Here is a 16,159-nt window from a genome sequence, read left to right as displayed (position 1 = left end):
TTGTATCATAACAGTAACGACCATGAAATTAAACCAACTATATTATCTAAGTCTCTGTATCCTTTTCCTGGCTCTTGCCGGGAAAGGGTATGGACAAACCGGAGAATTCTCAGTAAAGGGAAGTCTGATAGACGGGGGGAGCAATGATCCGCTTTCCTTTGTGCAAGTTGCCCTCTACAAACCGGGTGAAGAACGACCGCTTACCTTTTCCGATTCCAACGATGAAGGAGAATTTACCCTACGTGCCCCCACCGGAGATTACATTCTTCGCTTTTTTCTAATTGGATTCGATGAAAAGGAAGTAACAATTAACCTCCAACAAAACCGGGTATTGGACCCAATCGAATTGATTCCGGAAAATCAAGATCTGGAAGAAGTAGTCGTCCAATCGTCCAAGTTTCCGATTCGATCCGATGCAGAGGGGCTTACCATCAACCCCAGTCAAAATTTGTCAAATTTAGGTGGCACCCTGCTGGATATTCTAAGAAATACCCCATCAGTCAGTGTCTCGGAGGATGGAGCCATTACCCTGAGAGGAAGCTCAGGGACAAATGTCCTGATCAATGGGAGAAATTCCTCACTAACTCAAAACCTGGATCAAATTCCCGCTAGTGCAATCGAACAGATAAAAATTATCAACAATCCCAACGCCAGGTATGATGCGGAAGCAGAGGCCGGGGTAATCGATATTATTTTGAAAAAGGGTCAGAGCTTAGGCACCCATGGAAATGGGGAGTTAACCTATGGCACCAGAGGTAGGATGAACGCAGGTGTCAATATAAACCACCGCACACTGAAGTACAATGTTTTTGGCGGTTACAACTTCCGAAGGTGGCGTTCCATTGGGGAGCGGCGAACCGAACGGGAAATATTTGAGGACGGCGAAATACTCAATCAAAACACCAATTCTACGAGTGAAAACCTCGGTCATAATCTCAATTTTGGAGGCGATTATTACTTTGGAAATAACATCATCAGTTACGAGGGCTTTTTTCAATCCAGTGACGATAGTCAGGTGAATACCTTATACGCTGATCTGAGGGATGTTGAATCCAACGATCTGGTGCTGGAATATGTTCGAAGAAACCGGGAAACCGAGGCGGATGATGGCATAGACAACGCCTTGATCTATGAACGAACCTTTGACAGTCCCGACAAGAGTTTCAAAGTAATGGCAAGCAATTCCTATCGAAATCAATATAAAATACAGAGAATTGATATATTCAGGAATACCTCAGAGCCTCTGGAAGAAAATCTAAATGGTAGAGAGCGGGCATTCACAGATGAAAAACGATACACAACCGTCATTCAGACGGATTATACTACTCCCCTTGCTTCGGGAGCAAAGGTAGAGGCAGGGCTGAAGTCCACCATTCGGAAATTTGATAACGATTACATTTATACCCGCTTTGAAGAAAACATCCAGGACTTTGTTCCCGACCCGGATATTAGTAATCGCTTTGTGTACAACGATCAGATTCACGCTGGCTATTTGATTTACTCGGGTTCGTCAAAGCGTTTTGAATACACAGCAGGTTTGCGGGGGGAATATACCTATGTAGATACCTATTTGGCCAACACAGGGGAATCGAATCAGCAGAACTATTTTAATTTGTTCCCCAGTTTGCAAACCTTATATAAGTTAAATGAAGAGAATTCCTTGAAATTCTCGTATAGCAGGAGGATAGACCGGCCCACTTCCTGGAGGCTAAATCCCTTTCCGGATATCACTGACTCCCTTAGTGTGCGACGAGGAAACCCCAATTTGCAGCCCGAAATGATCCATTCACTTGAATTCGGACACCTGGCCAACTTTGAAAATTCTAGCCTGACGACCAATCTATTTTACCGACACGTGGATGGGCAGTTGGATTTTGTTACCATTATCGAAAACGGAATCTCTTATTCCCAACCTGCGAACCTTAATACGGCATCATCTTACGGGGTGGAGTTTATAGGTATTACCGATATCAGTCCTTGGTGGAACATCAATGGAAGTGTGACTGCTTTCCAAATACGAGTAGATGGCTCGAACATCGGGGAGGAATTTGTCAACCAGGGCTTTGCCTGGAATTCGAAGTTAATGAACAGCTTCGAGCTTCCCAGAGGATTTAGTCTGCAGCTTGTAGGTAATTATGAATCTGCGGAAATAGAGGCCCAGGGGAAGGATCTATCTCAATATTACATGGACGTAAATGTTCAAAAAAGCTTTTGGGAGAATAAAGGAGCCCTTTCAATAAGCCTTCGGGACGTATTTGATACACGAAGGTTTGCAGGAAATAGCCTAACCAACACCTTCAGACAAACCTTTTATGCTAAAAGAGAATCCCGCTTCGTCATGGTAAGTGGCAGGTATCGATTTTAATTTAATTAGGTTAAAAATGGATGGAAATCCGGGTTTCAGAGAAGCTCGGTTTTTTTTTGTTTATGGCAAAAACAAAACCAATGTCTTGAAAAATAGATTATTTTTTTGTAAAACAGTAAGCAAATAACACCTGATTTATTTATTTGACAATTTTAATTTAACTTTGCACATTAATCACATGCCAATTTACTGTTTGGCAATTAATTACAACAGCTGATTATTCTGTGTTTGTGAGCAGTTCACCCAAACTGGCCTAAAAGTGTTAAAAAACCTAATCTATTAATAGTATGAAAAAAAGTGTACTCTTTTTGGTGACACTCTTATTGGCTTTGCCAATGGCAGGGTGGTCCCAAAATAAAACCATTTCGGGCACGGTTATTTCCGGTGAGGATAACATGACCTTACCAGGGGTAAATGTCCGCGTTCAAGGAACAAACCGGGGAACAGTAACTGACATAGACGGAAGTTATTCCATCAATGTCGCCAATGAAGAAACCCTGGTATTCTCCTACATTGGCTTTTTAAACCAGGAAGTGGCGGTAGGAAACCAAAGCACGATAGACATCACCCTGCTACCGGATGCCAAAACGCTGGGAGAAGTAGTGGTCGTCGGCTATGGAAGCGTTACCCGCGGAGATTTGACGGGCAACGTCGCCTCTTTAAAAGGCTCGGAGATTGCGAATGTTCCGGTACCTACCTTTCAGGAAGCCATCCAGGGCAGAATGTCCGGAGTATTTGTGGAATCCTCAAGTGGTAAGGTAGGAGAAGGAGTCAAAATAAGAGTGCGAGGTACCACGTCCATTTCTGGCGGAAATGAACCGCTTTACGTCATTGATGGGATTCCGGTCACCTCCGCTGGAACGATCGGAAAAAGCAATCCAATGGCCGACATTAATTTCAACGACATCGAATCCTTTGAAGTGTTGAAAGATGCCTCTGCTGCAGCGATCTATGGAGCCAGGGCTTCCAATGGAGTGGTGTTGATAACCACCAAAAGTGGTACCGCTGGTAAGACCAAATTTAACGTGGGGATTCAGCGAGGGGTAAGTAGTCCTACCCGGAAAAATGAATTTCTAAATGCGTCTCAATACGTGGAACTGATGCGGGAATCCGGATACAACAACGATCTTGCAAATGGTTTGGATCCCATTAACAATCCGGACGATTACGCGGATTCGGATCTTGAATTTGTAGAAAATCGCCTGGATCGCTATGCGGGACATACCGATTGGCGGGATGGGACGGTGAATACAAATTGGCAGGAACAGGCTTTCAACCCGGATGCCGGGACTACCAATGTGAACTTTTCCGCAAATGGCGGCAACGAGTCTACCCGGTTTTACTTTTCCACCTCCTATGACAAACAAGATGGCATCATGATCCGGAATAAATTTGAGCGTATTTCCGGCAGGCTAAACCTGGATCATAAAATATCGGATCGTTTCACCATAGGAGCGAATTTCAGTTTGGCCAGAACCGAAACTACCCGATTACCGGAGGATAACCAGTTCAATAATCCCATTCAACTGGTAGCACTCGCGCCCATTACCCCCATACGGGATGAAAACGGAGCCCTTTACGACCGCCCCACCACCACCTACTATAATAACCTGATCGACTCAGAAAATGCCAACTGGCTATCTACGAGTTATCGGAATATTAATAACATTTTCGGAGAATATTCTTTTTCTGAAAATTTGAAGTTCCGGTCTGATTTTGCGGTAGATATCATCAATCAAAACGACGATCGTTTTTTTGGATCCCGTACCATCACAGGGCAGGGTACCAATGGTTTTGGTACTTCCCGGTGGGTGAGAATTTTCAATTACAACACCAATAACTACTTCACCTATTCCAATACCTTTGAAGAAAGGCATCAAATTGAAGCCGTAGCGGGAATGTCTTTTCAAAAATCCGAAGAGGACTACACCCGGGTGGATGGACAGGAATTTCCCTTGGATGAGCTAAAAACCCTTGAATCGGCTGCAGAAATTGTGGAAGGCACCTCTACTTTCACCAACTTTACATTTCTATCCTATTTCTCCAGGATCAATTACAAGCTGGACAATCGCTACCTGATGACACTTAGTGCCCGTTACGATGCCTCCTCCCGATTTGGAGAAAACAATCAATACGGATTCTTTCCTGCTGGATCCCTCGGCTGGATCCTAACGGAGGAGGAGTTTTTGAAAGGGAAGGAAGGACTCAGTCTACTGAAATTACGAACTTCGTATGGGTTAACCGGAAATGCCGAAATCGGCAACTTCGATCACCTGGGCCTCTTCGGTCCGGTATCCTACGGATTGCAACCCGGTCTGCAACCTACCCAGATTCCAAATCCAAACCTAACCTGGGAAACCACCGCGCAATTTAACGTCGGAATTGAATTTGGTTTGTTTAACGATCGATTAACAGGCGAATTAGACTTCTACGATAAGCAAACCAGTGATTTATTGCTTTTAGTTCCGATTCCTGGCACTACCGGATTCGCAACTCAAAGACAAAATATCGGGAAAATGCAAAATTACGGATTTGAAGTAGTATTGAATTCCGCAAATTATGCCGATCAAAACTTCAGCTGGAATACCTCCCTTAATTTTGCGCGAAATATCAATCGGGTCCGTGAACTTTCTGAGGGACAAAATTCCATCCCTCCCTCCTCTTCCCGGTTCTTAAATGGAATATTTATTGGGGAATCGATCGGGGTATTTTACGGAGCTCGGTATGCTGGCGTAGATCCAGCGAATGGCGACGCGCTTTATTACAACAATGAGGAACTGACTGAAACAACGAACGATTTCAATGAAGCACCCAGAATGGTTGTTGGAGATCCTAACCCTGATTTTATTGCGGGCATCACCAATGATATTACCTATAAAAATATCCAACTTTCGTTTCTCTTTCAGGGGGTATTTGGAAACGATATCTACGAAGGGGGCGGCGGTTTTTATGCCGCCAATGGCGATTGGTTTGACAATAGTACCGCCATCCAATTCGACCGGTGGCAGAATCCCGGAGACATCACCAATATACCGCAAGCCCGGCTTGGTGAATGCAATGGCTGTAATGCTTCCAGCCGATATATTTCAGACGGAAGCTATGTCCGCTTGAAAACGCTTTCCCTGGGCTACAACCTTCCCTCCAATTTGATAGAGAAAATGAATATCAATAGTGCCCGGATCTTTTTGATGGCACAAAACCTGTTAACCTTTACTGACTATATGGGCTGGGATCCGGAGGTAAACGCGGATTATTTGGGAAGCACTACTTCAGATTCGAACGTTTTCCAGGGAAATGATTTTTATTCTGCCCCGCAAGCCAAAACGTTTTCTTTAGGCCTTAATGTAGGATTTTAATAACGGAGAACAATGAAATTTAACTATATATTACAGCTTTCGTTTATCGTAAGCGCAATCGGAATAATCAGTTCATGTACGGATCAGTTAGATCTGAAACCTGCTCAAAGTGTGGATCAGGAAATTGCCCTGAATAGCGATGCTAATATCAAGCGTGTTTTGATAGGGGCCTACGCAGACCTTAGAAATGAGGACCTTTGGGGAGGAAGAACGATCCTCTACGCAGAAATGCTTGGTGCAAACAATGAAATACGATGGGAGGGTACTTTTAATCAACCCAGAGAGGTTTACAACAAGAGCATTTTCACCAACAATTCATTCGTCACCGACACCTGGCTTCGGGCATACGGTGCCATTAATACCGTCAATAATATCTTGGAGGTTATAAACCTGGTGAATGAGGAAGACCGGGACAGGATACAAGGGGAAGCCTTATTTATCAGAGGGGCTATTTATTTTGAATTAGCTAAACTTTACGGACTTCCCTATACAGCAGGTAATACCGATACAAACCTTGCAGTACCGCTGGTAATGAATCCAACCAGAGAAGTGACCGAAGAGGACCTGGTGCCCCGAAATACCGTAGAGGAGGTGTATCAACAAGTGTTGAATGATTTGACTACCGCGGAAGAACTTCTCCCTGAGAGTAATGGCTTTTTTGCCCGAAACTATGTAGCTTCTGCACTACTCTCAAGAGTTTACTTACAGATGGAACGCTTTGGTGATGCCAGAGATGCAGCCGATCGGGCCATCACCAAAGCGACGGAAAATGGAAAAAGTTTGGTGAATAACTACATGGAAGCATTTAATAATGAGGCGGATACGCAGGAAGATTTATTTACCATTCAGGTGAATGCCCAGGATCCGGAAAATAACATGCACCTGTTTTATTCCACACCGGATTTTGGTGGCAGGGATGGCGATATCACCATTTTGGACGCACACATCAATCAATACGAGGAAGAAGATGAAAGGCTGGAACAGTTTGTCGTCAGAGCGGGCGAAAGACGTACCGATAAATGGAGAGACCAATTCCGCAACGTAAAAGTAATTCGCCTGGCCGAAATGTACCTCACCAGAGCAGAAGCAAATTTCCGCGAAGGGACCGCTATTGGGGCCACGCCACTTGAGGACATTAATCGGATTCGAACCCGGGTGAGTTTAACTCCTAAATCCAGTCTGAGCCTGGAAGCTATCCTGCTGGAGCGAAAACTGGAATTGGCTCATGAGGGACACTTTATCCATGACATAAAAAGAACTCGTGGAGAAATACAGGACAACAATACCAGTTCCTTGCAATACAGCTACGATGACCCCAGAATGGTGCTCCCAGTTCCTCAAAGGGAAATGGATGCCAATCCTGAATTGGTTCAAAACCCAGGTTATGGAGGATAAGTCTCTGCAAAAGACAAATTAGGATACGGGTTCATGCCCGCTGGAAGTAACCTGAGGATAATTCGTTCCAGGGTATTTTCACAATAAAACCAGTAAAGGCCACTCTCCTAGGGAAGTGGTCTTTTTTTGTATCCTGTTTCTGAAAAACTCCGGACTTTGCTTACCTTTAGGCTTTCCAAATCGCCAACTAATGTCCGAATTGATAAAAAAGATTACGTTACATGATATCCATGAATCATTGGGTGCGAAAATGATTCCTTTCGCCGGATTTTACATGCCGGTAAGGTACCATTCTGATATTGCCGAACACCTGGCGGTAAGAGAAAATGTCGGCGTATTTGATGTTTCGCATATGGGTGAATTTTTCATTAAGGGACCGAATGCACTGGACTTGATCCAGAAAGTTACCTCTAACGATGCTTCCAAACTTTCCATCGGGCAGGCACAATATTCCTGCCTTCCCAACGAAACCGGAGGAATAGTGGATGACCTGTTGGTTTATAAACTGGATGAAACCAGCTACATGCTGGTCGTCAATGCTTCCAACATCAGTAAAGATTGGGATTGGATCCAAAAACACAATACCATGGGAGCCATCATGGAAGATGGCTCGGATGACTATTCCCTATTTGCGGTGCAAGGTCCTAAAGCTACTGAGGCCCTGCAGCCGCTCACATCCATTCCTCTTGCCGACTTGCCGTTTTATCATTTCCAAACCGGTCAATTTGCGGGAGCTGAAGATGTAATCCTATCTGCTACCGGCTATACCGGGGCAGGAGGCTTTGAATTATACGTAAAAAACAAGGATGCCCATAAGGTCTGGCAAGCGATTTTTGAAACTGGAAAGCACTTGGGAATCCAACCCATCGGGCTTGGAGCGAGGGATACCCTTCGCCTGGAGATGGGTTTCTGCCTTTATGGAAATGACATTACGGACGAGACCTCGCCCATAGAAGCCGGATTGGGGTGGATCACCAAATTCACCAAAGATTTTATTAACCACGAGGCACTTAAAAAGCAAAAGCTGGAGGGAGTCAACAGAAAGTTGGTCGGGTTCATCCTTTCGGAAAAGGGTATCCCCCGGTCTGGATATTCGATTTTAAATTCAGATGCTGATGCAGTAGGAGTGGTAACTTCGGGAAGTCTTTCTCCTAGTATGGGCATGGGTATAGGAATGGGGTATGTAGACATGGCCTATTCCAAACCGGGAACACCGGTTGAAATTGAAGTTCGTAGAAAACGAATTAAAGCCACCGTTAAAAAATTCCCGTTACTTGCAAAATGAAGAAAATAGAAACCTGCATCAGTCCTGACCTGATACACCTTCATGATTTAGAGGGAAAAACAGTAGTGGTGGTAGATATTTTCAGGGCAAGCTCTACCATGGTCACTGCCCTTTCAAATGGGATACAGTGTATCAAACCCCTAAAAGAGCTGGATGAATGCCGAAACTACAAAGACCAGGATTGGCTAATTGCTGGAGAACGAGATGGAAAGCAAGCGGAAGGGTTTGATCTGGGGAACAGCCCACTTTCTTTTCTTGATAATGCCTTCGCCGGAAAAAAACTAGCCATGACCACTACCAACGGTACGAGGGCCATTTCTCTGGCTGAAAGTGACTGCAATGAAATTCTTATCGGTGCTTTCCTGAACCTGCAAGCTACGGTAGATTATTTAAAAAGTACCACCAATGACGTTCTGGTCCTCTGCGCAGGTTGGAAAGGCAGATTTAATCTTGAAGACTCCCTTTTTGCAGGGGCTCTTTCGCTGGAATTGGGCTGGAAGCACGATTGCGATGCCACCCTGGCCATGGAAGCACTTTTTCAAAAAGCGAAGCAGGATTTGACCGGTTTTTTACAAAAAGCATCCCATACCAAAAGGCTGCAAAATCACCAATTAGAAAAAGACATTGATTTTTGCCTGAATTTGAATACTTATCATTCCGTAATCTACCTGGATAAGGGTTACCTGAAAGTGAAACCTGGCAGAAACAATAAAAAAAGGCTGTCCCATCAAAGGAACAGCCTCAATTTATAAGATTCTAAATTTACATTTCCGGAAGAATAACCGTATCAATGACGTGAACCATTCCATTGGTTGCTTCAATATCCGCCGCAGTGACGGTTGCATCATTAATCATGGCTTTTCCATCTGCCAACATTACCTTGACTTTTTGACCCTGGACCGTTTCTACTTCCATCCCATTTTTCAAATCCGAAGATTTGATAGAACCTGGAACAACGTGATAGGTAAGGATTTTTACCAGCTGATCTTTGTTTTCAGGCTTCAACAAACTTTCCAACGTACCTTCAGGTAAGTTAGCAAACGCTTCGTCAGTAGGCGCGAAAACGGTAAAAGGGCCATCGCCTTTCAACACGTCTACCAGACCTCCGGCTTTAACAGCAGCCACCAGAGTAGACAAGAAATCTGTTCCGGCTGCTAAGTCCACAATATCCTTATCTGCCACAGCCGGGATCGGATCTTTTTTGTCATCGTTAGCAAATGAACTGACCACAATAAAAGTGGCCATTAGGAAAATACTCATTAATTTTTTCATGGTGTGTTGATTTAGTAGTTTATGGTAGAGGAACCCGTACCAAACCAAATTGTTTGAAATAGTTTAAAGGAAAAATGAAATAAAAAATTTGATAAACACAATAATGGAGTTGATACACCACATACCAACATTCAATCCAATAAACTAACTTTTTTAAATAAAAAATAAATTTAGGATCAAAAAATATAACAGAAACAAGTTGTTTAACGATTGAGTCTTACTCCAAAATGGCTTTTAGCCGGTCGAGACCCTCCGAAAAATCGTTTCCGATCAGGCTTTCCATATCCATTACCAACAACATGCTATTCATAGGATAAGCCATGTAACCTTCAAATCCCCAAACTACTTTAGTCTGATCTGCATCAACAGACTCCAATTGAAAATAAGCTTTATCTGACGCTTCAAAAGGTTCTTTAAAACGGAGGGCATATTCTATCCTGCGACCTTCTTCCATATCAATAATTTCTTGTTCCCCCACTCCTACATCTGGGTTTTCGCTTTCCCATGCAGATACAAAGCCGACCTGCCCGTCCGTTCCGGAAAAGGTTTTCTTCATTTCCGGATCCATTTGAGACCAGGAGGAAAAATTATCCTGGTGTTTCAGATACTTAATGTAGTCATAGACTTCCTGTCGGGGCTTATCAATAAGCACCTCTCGCTCCACAGAATACTCCTTCGGAACAATCAAGGCTAATACCAATGGAATGGCGATCACTGCCAGCAGAACAATTAGAATAATCTTAACTATTTTCATTGAGCCCGAATTTTTCAGTTAAAATACGCTACAAACACCTGAAAGTCAATAAAATAATGAGATTTTTACCTTCCGTTTCAAAAAAATCACGATTTTTTGAAGTGTAAATAATCTCCACCTTCAATAGGAATGAAATGATCCGTATATCCGCAATGCAAATAAACCCAGGCCAACCGTTTCGAACCGTCCTCCAGCTGAATTTTTACTTGCTTCCTTTCAAAAGTAACGCCCGTTTCCAGTAGCTCTCCTACTCCTTCGTATTCATCCATTAGTTCCAGCACCTTGATTGGCTTTTGTAGCTTATAAACATCACCATGAACCAGGCAGTCTTTGTCGTTGGAGACTACCGCTGCGGGATAAGGTCCTCTGTCAAATAGTATTCCCTGAAAGGTTCCTTTTCCCATGTACTTGGCTGAATCAGCCAGAATTTTAGACATGGGATGGTCAAATCCCTTTCTAAGTGTGCCATATACAAACAAGGTTGCGGGAGCAGCCATGCTAGTTATTTTTGGTGCCTGCTGATCAGTACTTCCATTACTTCGTCCAGTTCATAACCCTTCGCTTCCAGCAATACCAGGTAATGAAACAATAGGTCGGCAGCTTCGCCTAAAAACAGCTCTTTGTTATCATCTTTGGCTTCTATAACAATCTCCACCGCTTCTTCACCAACTTTTTGTGCTACTTTATTGATTCCAGATGCAAACAAGGAAGCCGTATAGGATTTGTTGGACGGATTGTTTTTCCGGTCTTTTATTACTTTCCGCAACTCGTCGATAAAAAAGGATTTGCTTTGATTTTGATGAGCAAAACAGGTATCGTCCCCCTTGTGGCACACCGGACCCTGAGGGCTTGCCTGTATCAGCAGGGTATCTTTATCACAGTCGAGTTCAATTTTACGAATCAATAAAAAGTTTCCGGAGGTTTCTCCTTTGGTCCAAAGCCTTTGCTTGGTCCGGCTGAAGAAGGTTACCTTTCCGCTTTCCAGGGAATGGTCCAGCGCCTCTTGATTCATGTATCCCAGCATAAGCACCTCCTTCGAGTTTTCATCCTGCACGATGGCAGGTACCAACCCATTCACTTTATCAAAATCTACTGCTAACGTATCCATTGGCTTATTTTTTATCCCAACTCCCATTTATTAGATTATTCTGAATATACATAGACTACTTTCTTATACTCAGCCCCTCGTTTTCCAGGTACCTCTTTAATTCAGGAATGGAGATTTCCTTAAAATGAAAAATACTGGCCGCAAGAGCTGCATCTGCTTTTCCTGCCGTAAATACTTCTTTAAAATGTTCCATTTTTCCCGCTCCCCCGGAAGCAATGATGGGAATCGCAAGTAAGGAAGATAAGTCTGCTGTAATCTCATTGGCAAACCCATTTTTGACACCATCATGATCCATAGAAGTCAGTAAAATTTCCCCCGCACCCCTGTCGGTAACTTCTTTGGCCCATTCCCGGGTCTGCAAAACCGTGGGCTTTCTTCCGCCATGCGTATGCACGAAATCAATTCCGTCAATATTTTTCGTATCAATTGCTACTACGATACACTGACTGCCAAATTCCCTGGCCATCTCGTCCACCGCTTTGGGGTTTTTCACTGCGGCAGAATTGATACTGATCTTATCAGCTCCTGCGTTAAGTAGGGCTTTGACATCATCCACGTTGGAAATTCCTCCCCCTACGGTAAACGGTATATTGACCGTTTTCGCCACCCTGGTCACAAGGTCCACCAGGGTTTTTCTCTTCTCTACGGTGGCCGTTATATCCAGATATACCAACTCATCGGCTCCTTCTTGTGCATAGATGCTGCCCAGCTCCACCGGATCTCCCGCATCTCTAAGTTGAACAAAATTGACCCCTTTAACGGTACGGCCATTCATGACATCCAGGCAGGGTATGATTCTTTTGGTCAACATATTAATTTCTTATAAATGTCCTGAGTTCGGATAAACTAATTTTACCTTCGTAAAAAGCCTTACCCACAATGACACCGTAGACTCCGGCCTCCTCTAAATCCTCTAAATCCTTTACCGAGGCCACTCCCCCACTGGCAATAAGTTCTATTTCCGGAATTTCCTCCATGATTTCTTGGTATAATTCAAGAGATGGTCCCTGTAGCAGGCCATCTTTCGCCACATCTGTACAAATGACGTATTTTACACCTTTTTTGGCGTATTCGCGGATGAAACCCATTAAATCCATGGCGGTAGTCTCCTGCCATCCGGAAATGGCTATTTTTCTATTTTTGGCATCTGCTCCCAAAATCAACCGCTCGCCTCCATGGATGTGTAACCAATTCGTAAATAACGTTGGATTTTTCACTGCAATGCTTCCTCCCGTCACCTGTTTGGCTCCCAAGCGAAAGGCCATTTCCAAATCTTCATCAGACTGAATGCCGCCACCGAAATCCACCTGCAATGAAGTGGCGTTACAGATGCCCTCCAAGACCTCCTTATTGACTATTTTTTTTTGCTTCGCGCCGTCCAGATCCACCAGGTGCAACCGGCGAATTCCTGCCTCCTCAAATTTTTTGGCCACTTCAACCGGATCGGAGGCGTACTCTTTTTTGCGGGCATAATCCCCCTGCGTGAGGCGAACACACTTCCCGTCTATGATATCAATTGCTGGAATAATTTCCATTATAAATTCAGAAAATTGGTTAGAATAGTTTCCCCCACCTCGCTACTTTTCTCAGGATGCGCCTGCATGGCATAATAATTATCCTTGTGAAGTAAGGCGGAAAAATCATGCATGTAATGAGTGGTGGCAATGGTATACCTGGGATCTACTTCTGCATAGTAACTATGTACATAATACACATAGGACGAATCCGTTAACCCCTCCAACAGGGGAGACTTTAACTGCTGAAGGTTATTCCATCCAATGTGGGGGACTTTTTCATTGGGTGGAAATTTTTTGACGCGGATCGGAAACACCCCCAGACAGGTGGTATCGTATTCCTCCGAATGTTCACATAGTAACTGCAACCCCAGACAAATCCCAAAAAAAGGTTGATCCAGGCTGCTGATAAGCTGATCCAACTTTCTTTCTTTTAGGTATTTCATGGCAGTGCTTGCCTCACCCTGTCCGGGAAAAATAACTTTATCTGATTTCTTAATCGTTTCCCAATCATCCGTGAGTATTGCATTGGCTCCCAGCCGCTCCATGGCATACAATACCGACTGCACATTACCTGCATTGTATTTGATCACTGCTACATCCATTTCTATCGTTCCTTTACGGATTACCTGGTGTTTTTTTAGAATCCGCTAAATTAACCCTTTTACCCGTAGAGGGAAAGCTTATCGGGAAATTTTGGCTGGCTATCGGTGTAAGGATTTTATCGCCTTTATTTGAACCGCTTGGTATTAAAAGGAAATAATCCGAAATAGGATATCAATAGTGAAAATAATACCGGAAATTTACGCCACTGACTACCCCATCCATTGAGATACCGACTGGCACTGTATATTTCCCGAATTGCCCATCCCATCAGCCTGCTGGTGGCCTTTTTAGGGTATACCCTTTTCTCCATACTCGAACCTGTAAAGGCGATCTGGACCCTAACGGGAATCCTCTTCCTTGGGATTTTCCCTTTAATTATCTGGAACGCATACCATACCCGAAAAGGATACTACAGCAATTTTGATGTTTCTATCCGACGGCAAAGGTATTCCCTTTACCGCTGGATGTTGTTTTTAGCTACGGTCATTACCCTATTTTTATGGGCCAGCAAGCTACCCGAAGAGATCCTCACCGGCGGTACGATCCTACTGCAACTGATATTCCTTGGCTTTTTGCTCAATTTCCGTATTAAAGTATCACTGCACCTGGCCATCGCTGCCTATATTTCAGTCGCTATTTCTCCGCTTAATTTGGGGTTGGCCATTTTCCTTTTTACCCTACTCCCGCTTATTGCCTGGTCCCGTTGGCAACTGGGCAGACATCGATCTGGAGAATTGATTTGGGGAGCATTTCTGGGATTGATTTGTGGACTTCAGCTTCTTTTCCTTACTCCCTGAACAGGTATCAGGGCATTATTTGTACCTACTCTTTATTAGCAAGTAAAAAACCAGTAATTTTATAAAATTATTAACCATCAAATATCAACATATGAAAAAATTTCAAATCCAATTAGGAGTGTTTTTTATTTTTTGCTCCCTGCTAGCAAGCCCTAATCTAAAAGCTCAGGAGCAGGAAGACCTACTCGGACGCTGGGACATCACAGTTACGATGGATGGAAAGGAAGTGCCTTCCTGGCTGGAGGTCAAACTTTCAGGTCTCCGTACACTCGTAGGCTATTTTGTGGCCCACAATGGAAGTGCAAGGCCCATTTCTCAGGTTCATTTCGATCAGGGAAAAGTACATTTTGCCATTCCGCCCCAGTGGGATGATTCTGACCTTGATATGGTATTTGAAGGGAACCTGGAAGGGGAGCGCCTTTCCGGAAGCATCGTCAGCAGCATGGGTAAAACCCACTCCTTTACAGCTGTAAAAGCACCATTACTACTGAAAGATGCCACACCAAAATGGGGAAAGACCATTGAATTATTTAATGGGACAAATCTGGATGGATGGCATGCCGATAATGCTCCAAACCAATGGGAAGTAATTAATGGAGTACTGACCAGCAAAGAAGCCGGAGCGAATCTCATTTCAGATCAGAAATTTGAAGACTTCAAACTCCATGTTGAGTTTCGCTATCCCGAGGGTAGTAACAGTGGGGTTTACCTGAGAGGTCGTTACGAAGTGCAAATTGAGGATAACAAAGGCACCCCTCCCTCTTCCATCTATTTTGGAGGTGTATATGGGTTTTTAACTCCCAACGAAATGGTGGTTAAATCCCCGGGGGTTTGGCAGACGTTTGACATTACACTGATAGGGCGACGAGTAACCATCATTGCAAACGGTAAGGAAATCATTTGTGATCAGATTATTCCGGGGATTACCGGAGATGCTCTAGACAGTAACGAAGGCCAGCCGGGACCACTAATGCTTCAGGGAGATCATGGAGCGATTGAATTTCGAAAAGTAGAAGTTACGCCTGCCAGATAAGTTGCAATCCCTTACTCATTAACAAGCCCCTCGGTAAACGCCCTGGGGCTTTTTTTACCACGCAGGGGCATCCGTTTCTACCGGATGCCTCTACTTATATTCCCTTATATGGCTAAAAAAAAGAAATCCATATAAGGTACTTAAGAGCATATAAGATTTTCCCTACCCCCCTTCAATGTCCTTATATCCCTTATATGGTTAAAAAAAAGAAATCCATATAAGGTACTTAAGAACATATTAGGCGCTCCCTGATCCTTAAACTATCTGTGCGGATCGGTGGTATCTGTGGTGCACACTTTCTTCAGCAATAAACAAGGAACCATATCAGGCATATAAGAGCATATAAGAATTTTCCTGACCCCTTCAATGCCCTTATATGGTTAAAAAAAGAACCATGTAAGTTATATAAGAATATATAAGTTTTTTGAGCCTCAAAATATCTGTGCGGATCCGAGTAATCTGTGGTGAACATTTCTGCAGCTTTGGGCATAAAAAAAGCCCTTGTGGAATAAACCAAAGGGCTTTTGAATAAATGAGGCGGCGATCCCGACGAGTCGGGACAGGCTCTACTCTCCCGTGCGCCGCGGCGCACCAGTACCATCGGCGCTGCAGGGCTTATCCGCCGCGGATCGGGATGGGAAGCCCCTTTTAATAAAAGACAATTTTCCTCAGGT

General features: G+C 43.9%; 15 protein-coding genes. 7 read left to right on the top strand and 8 right to left on the bottom strand.

Features of this window, described 5'->3' with window-relative positions:
- Positions 1 to 22: 22 nt before the first annotated feature.
- The 5 genes from GJS45_RS21630 to GJS45_RS21610 all read left to right on the top strand — a co-directional run bounded on the left by GJS45_RS21630 (position 23) and on the right by GJS45_RS21610 (position 9,153).
- The gene (locus GJS45_RS21630; protein WP_162343976.1) at positions 23 to 2,365 is read left to right on the top strand and encodes an outer membrane beta-barrel family protein; all 2,343 of its coding nucleotides are present in this window, start codon (positions 23 to 25) and stop codon (positions 2,363 to 2,365) included.
- Between the two features lie 287 nt (positions 2,366 to 2,652).
- On the top strand, positions 2,653 to 5,721 hold the full coding sequence (locus GJS45_RS21625; RefSeq protein ID WP_162343975.1) for a SusC/RagA family TonB-linked outer membrane protein: 3,069 nt from the start codon (positions 2,653 to 2,655) through the stop codon (positions 5,719 to 5,721).
- A 12-nt stretch (positions 5,722 to 5,733) separates the two neighbouring features.
- Positions 5,734 to 7,116 carry a RagB/SusD family nutrient uptake outer membrane protein gene (locus tag GJS45_RS21620; protein ID WP_162343974.1) on the top strand — a complete coding sequence of 461 codons (1,383 nt, stop codon included), beginning with the start codon at positions 5,734 to 5,736 and terminating at the stop codon, positions 7,114 to 7,116.
- 190 nt (positions 7,117 to 7,306) lie between these two features.
- Positions 7,307 to 8,401: a glycine cleavage system aminomethyltransferase GcvT gene (gene gcvT / locus GJS45_RS21615; RefSeq protein WP_162343973.1), complete on the top strand. Its 1,095-nt coding sequence runs from the start codon at positions 7,307 to 7,309 to the stop codon at positions 8,399 to 8,401.
- Positions 8,398 to 9,153 (top strand): 2-phosphosulfolactate phosphatase, encoded by a 756-nt coding sequence (locus tag GJS45_RS21610; protein WP_162343972.1) that lies wholly within the window; start codon positions 8,398 to 8,400, stop codon positions 9,151 to 9,153. Before gcvT ends, GJS45_RS21610 begins: the two co-directional genes overlap by 4 nt.
- 10 nt (positions 9,154 to 9,163) lie before the next feature.
- Here the strand turns inward: GJS45_RS21610 and GJS45_RS21605 are convergent, their stop codons facing one another.
- The 7 genes from GJS45_RS21605 to hisH all read right to left on the bottom strand — a co-directional run bounded on the left by GJS45_RS21605 (position 9,164) and on the right by hisH (position 13,654).
- Positions 9,164 to 9,673, bottom strand: a complete 510-nt coding sequence (locus GJS45_RS21605; protein WP_162343971.1) for a fasciclin domain-containing protein — start codon at positions 9,671 to 9,673, stop codon at positions 9,164 to 9,166.
- Positions 9,674 to 9,890: 217 nt separating this feature from the next.
- Entirely contained in the window at positions 9,891 to 10,427 is a 537-nt protein-coding gene (locus GJS45_RS21600) for an SRPBCC family protein (RefSeq protein ID WP_162343970.1), read from the bottom strand.
- An 86-nt stretch (positions 10,428 to 10,513) separates the two neighbouring features.
- A complete protein-coding gene (locus tag GJS45_RS21595) occupies positions 10,514 to 10,924 on the bottom strand; it encodes a gamma-glutamylcyclotransferase family protein (RefSeq protein WP_162343969.1) in 411 nt (136 codons plus the stop codon).
- A 5-nt stretch (positions 10,925 to 10,929) separates the two neighbouring features.
- The gene (hisIE, locus tag GJS45_RS21590) at positions 10,930 to 11,535 is read right to left on the bottom strand and encodes a bifunctional phosphoribosyl-AMP cyclohydrolase/phosphoribosyl-ATP diphosphatase HisIE (RefSeq protein WP_162343968.1); all 606 of its coding nucleotides are present in this window, start codon (positions 11,533 to 11,535) and stop codon (positions 10,930 to 10,932) included.
- Positions 11,536 to 11,590: 55 nt separating this feature from the next.
- Positions 11,591 to 12,346, bottom strand: coding sequence for an imidazole glycerol phosphate synthase subunit HisF (gene hisF / locus GJS45_RS21585; protein ID WP_162343967.1), 756 nt, complete (start codon positions 12,344 to 12,346; stop codon positions 11,591 to 11,593).
- A gap of 1 nt (position 12,347) precedes the next feature.
- The gene (gene hisA / locus GJS45_RS21580; RefSeq protein WP_162343966.1) at positions 12,348 to 13,070 is read right to left on the bottom strand and encodes a 1-(5-phosphoribosyl)-5-[(5-phosphoribosylamino)methylideneamino]imidazole-4-carboxamide isomerase; all 723 of its coding nucleotides are present in this window, start codon (positions 13,068 to 13,070) and stop codon (positions 12,348 to 12,350) included.
- Entirely contained in the window at positions 13,070 to 13,654 is a 585-nt protein-coding gene (gene hisH, locus GJS45_RS21575) for an imidazole glycerol phosphate synthase subunit HisH (protein ID WP_162343965.1), read from the bottom strand. Before hisH ends, hisA begins: the two co-directional genes overlap by 1 nt.
- Before the next feature lie 222 nt (positions 13,655 to 13,876).
- Between hisH and GJS45_RS21570 the strand changes: the two genes are divergently transcribed.
- Both GJS45_RS21570 and GJS45_RS21565 read left to right on the top strand, forming a co-directional pair.
- On the top strand, positions 13,877 to 14,452 hold the full coding sequence (locus GJS45_RS21570) for a hypothetical protein (protein WP_162343964.1): 576 nt from the start codon (positions 13,877 to 13,879) through the stop codon (positions 14,450 to 14,452).
- Positions 14,453 to 14,543: 91 nt separating this feature from the next.
- A complete protein-coding gene (locus GJS45_RS21565; protein WP_162343963.1) occupies positions 14,544 to 15,485 on the top strand; it encodes a 3-keto-disaccharide hydrolase in 942 nt (313 codons plus the stop codon).
- A gap of 301 nt (positions 15,486 to 15,786) precedes the next feature.
- Here GJS45_RS21565 and GJS45_RS23870 read toward each other — a convergent pair.
- On the bottom strand, positions 15,787 to 16,159 hold a 373-nt coding region (locus GJS45_RS23870; RefSeq protein ID WP_235954916.1), incomplete at its 5' end, for a hypothetical protein.

This window comes from Cyclobacterium salsum (genome assembly GCF_010119245.1).
GTDB lineage: Bacteria > Bacteroidota > Bacteroidia > Cytophagales > Cyclobacteriaceae > Cyclobacterium > Cyclobacterium salsum.
This window is presented reverse-complemented; position numbering and strand designations above follow the sequence as displayed.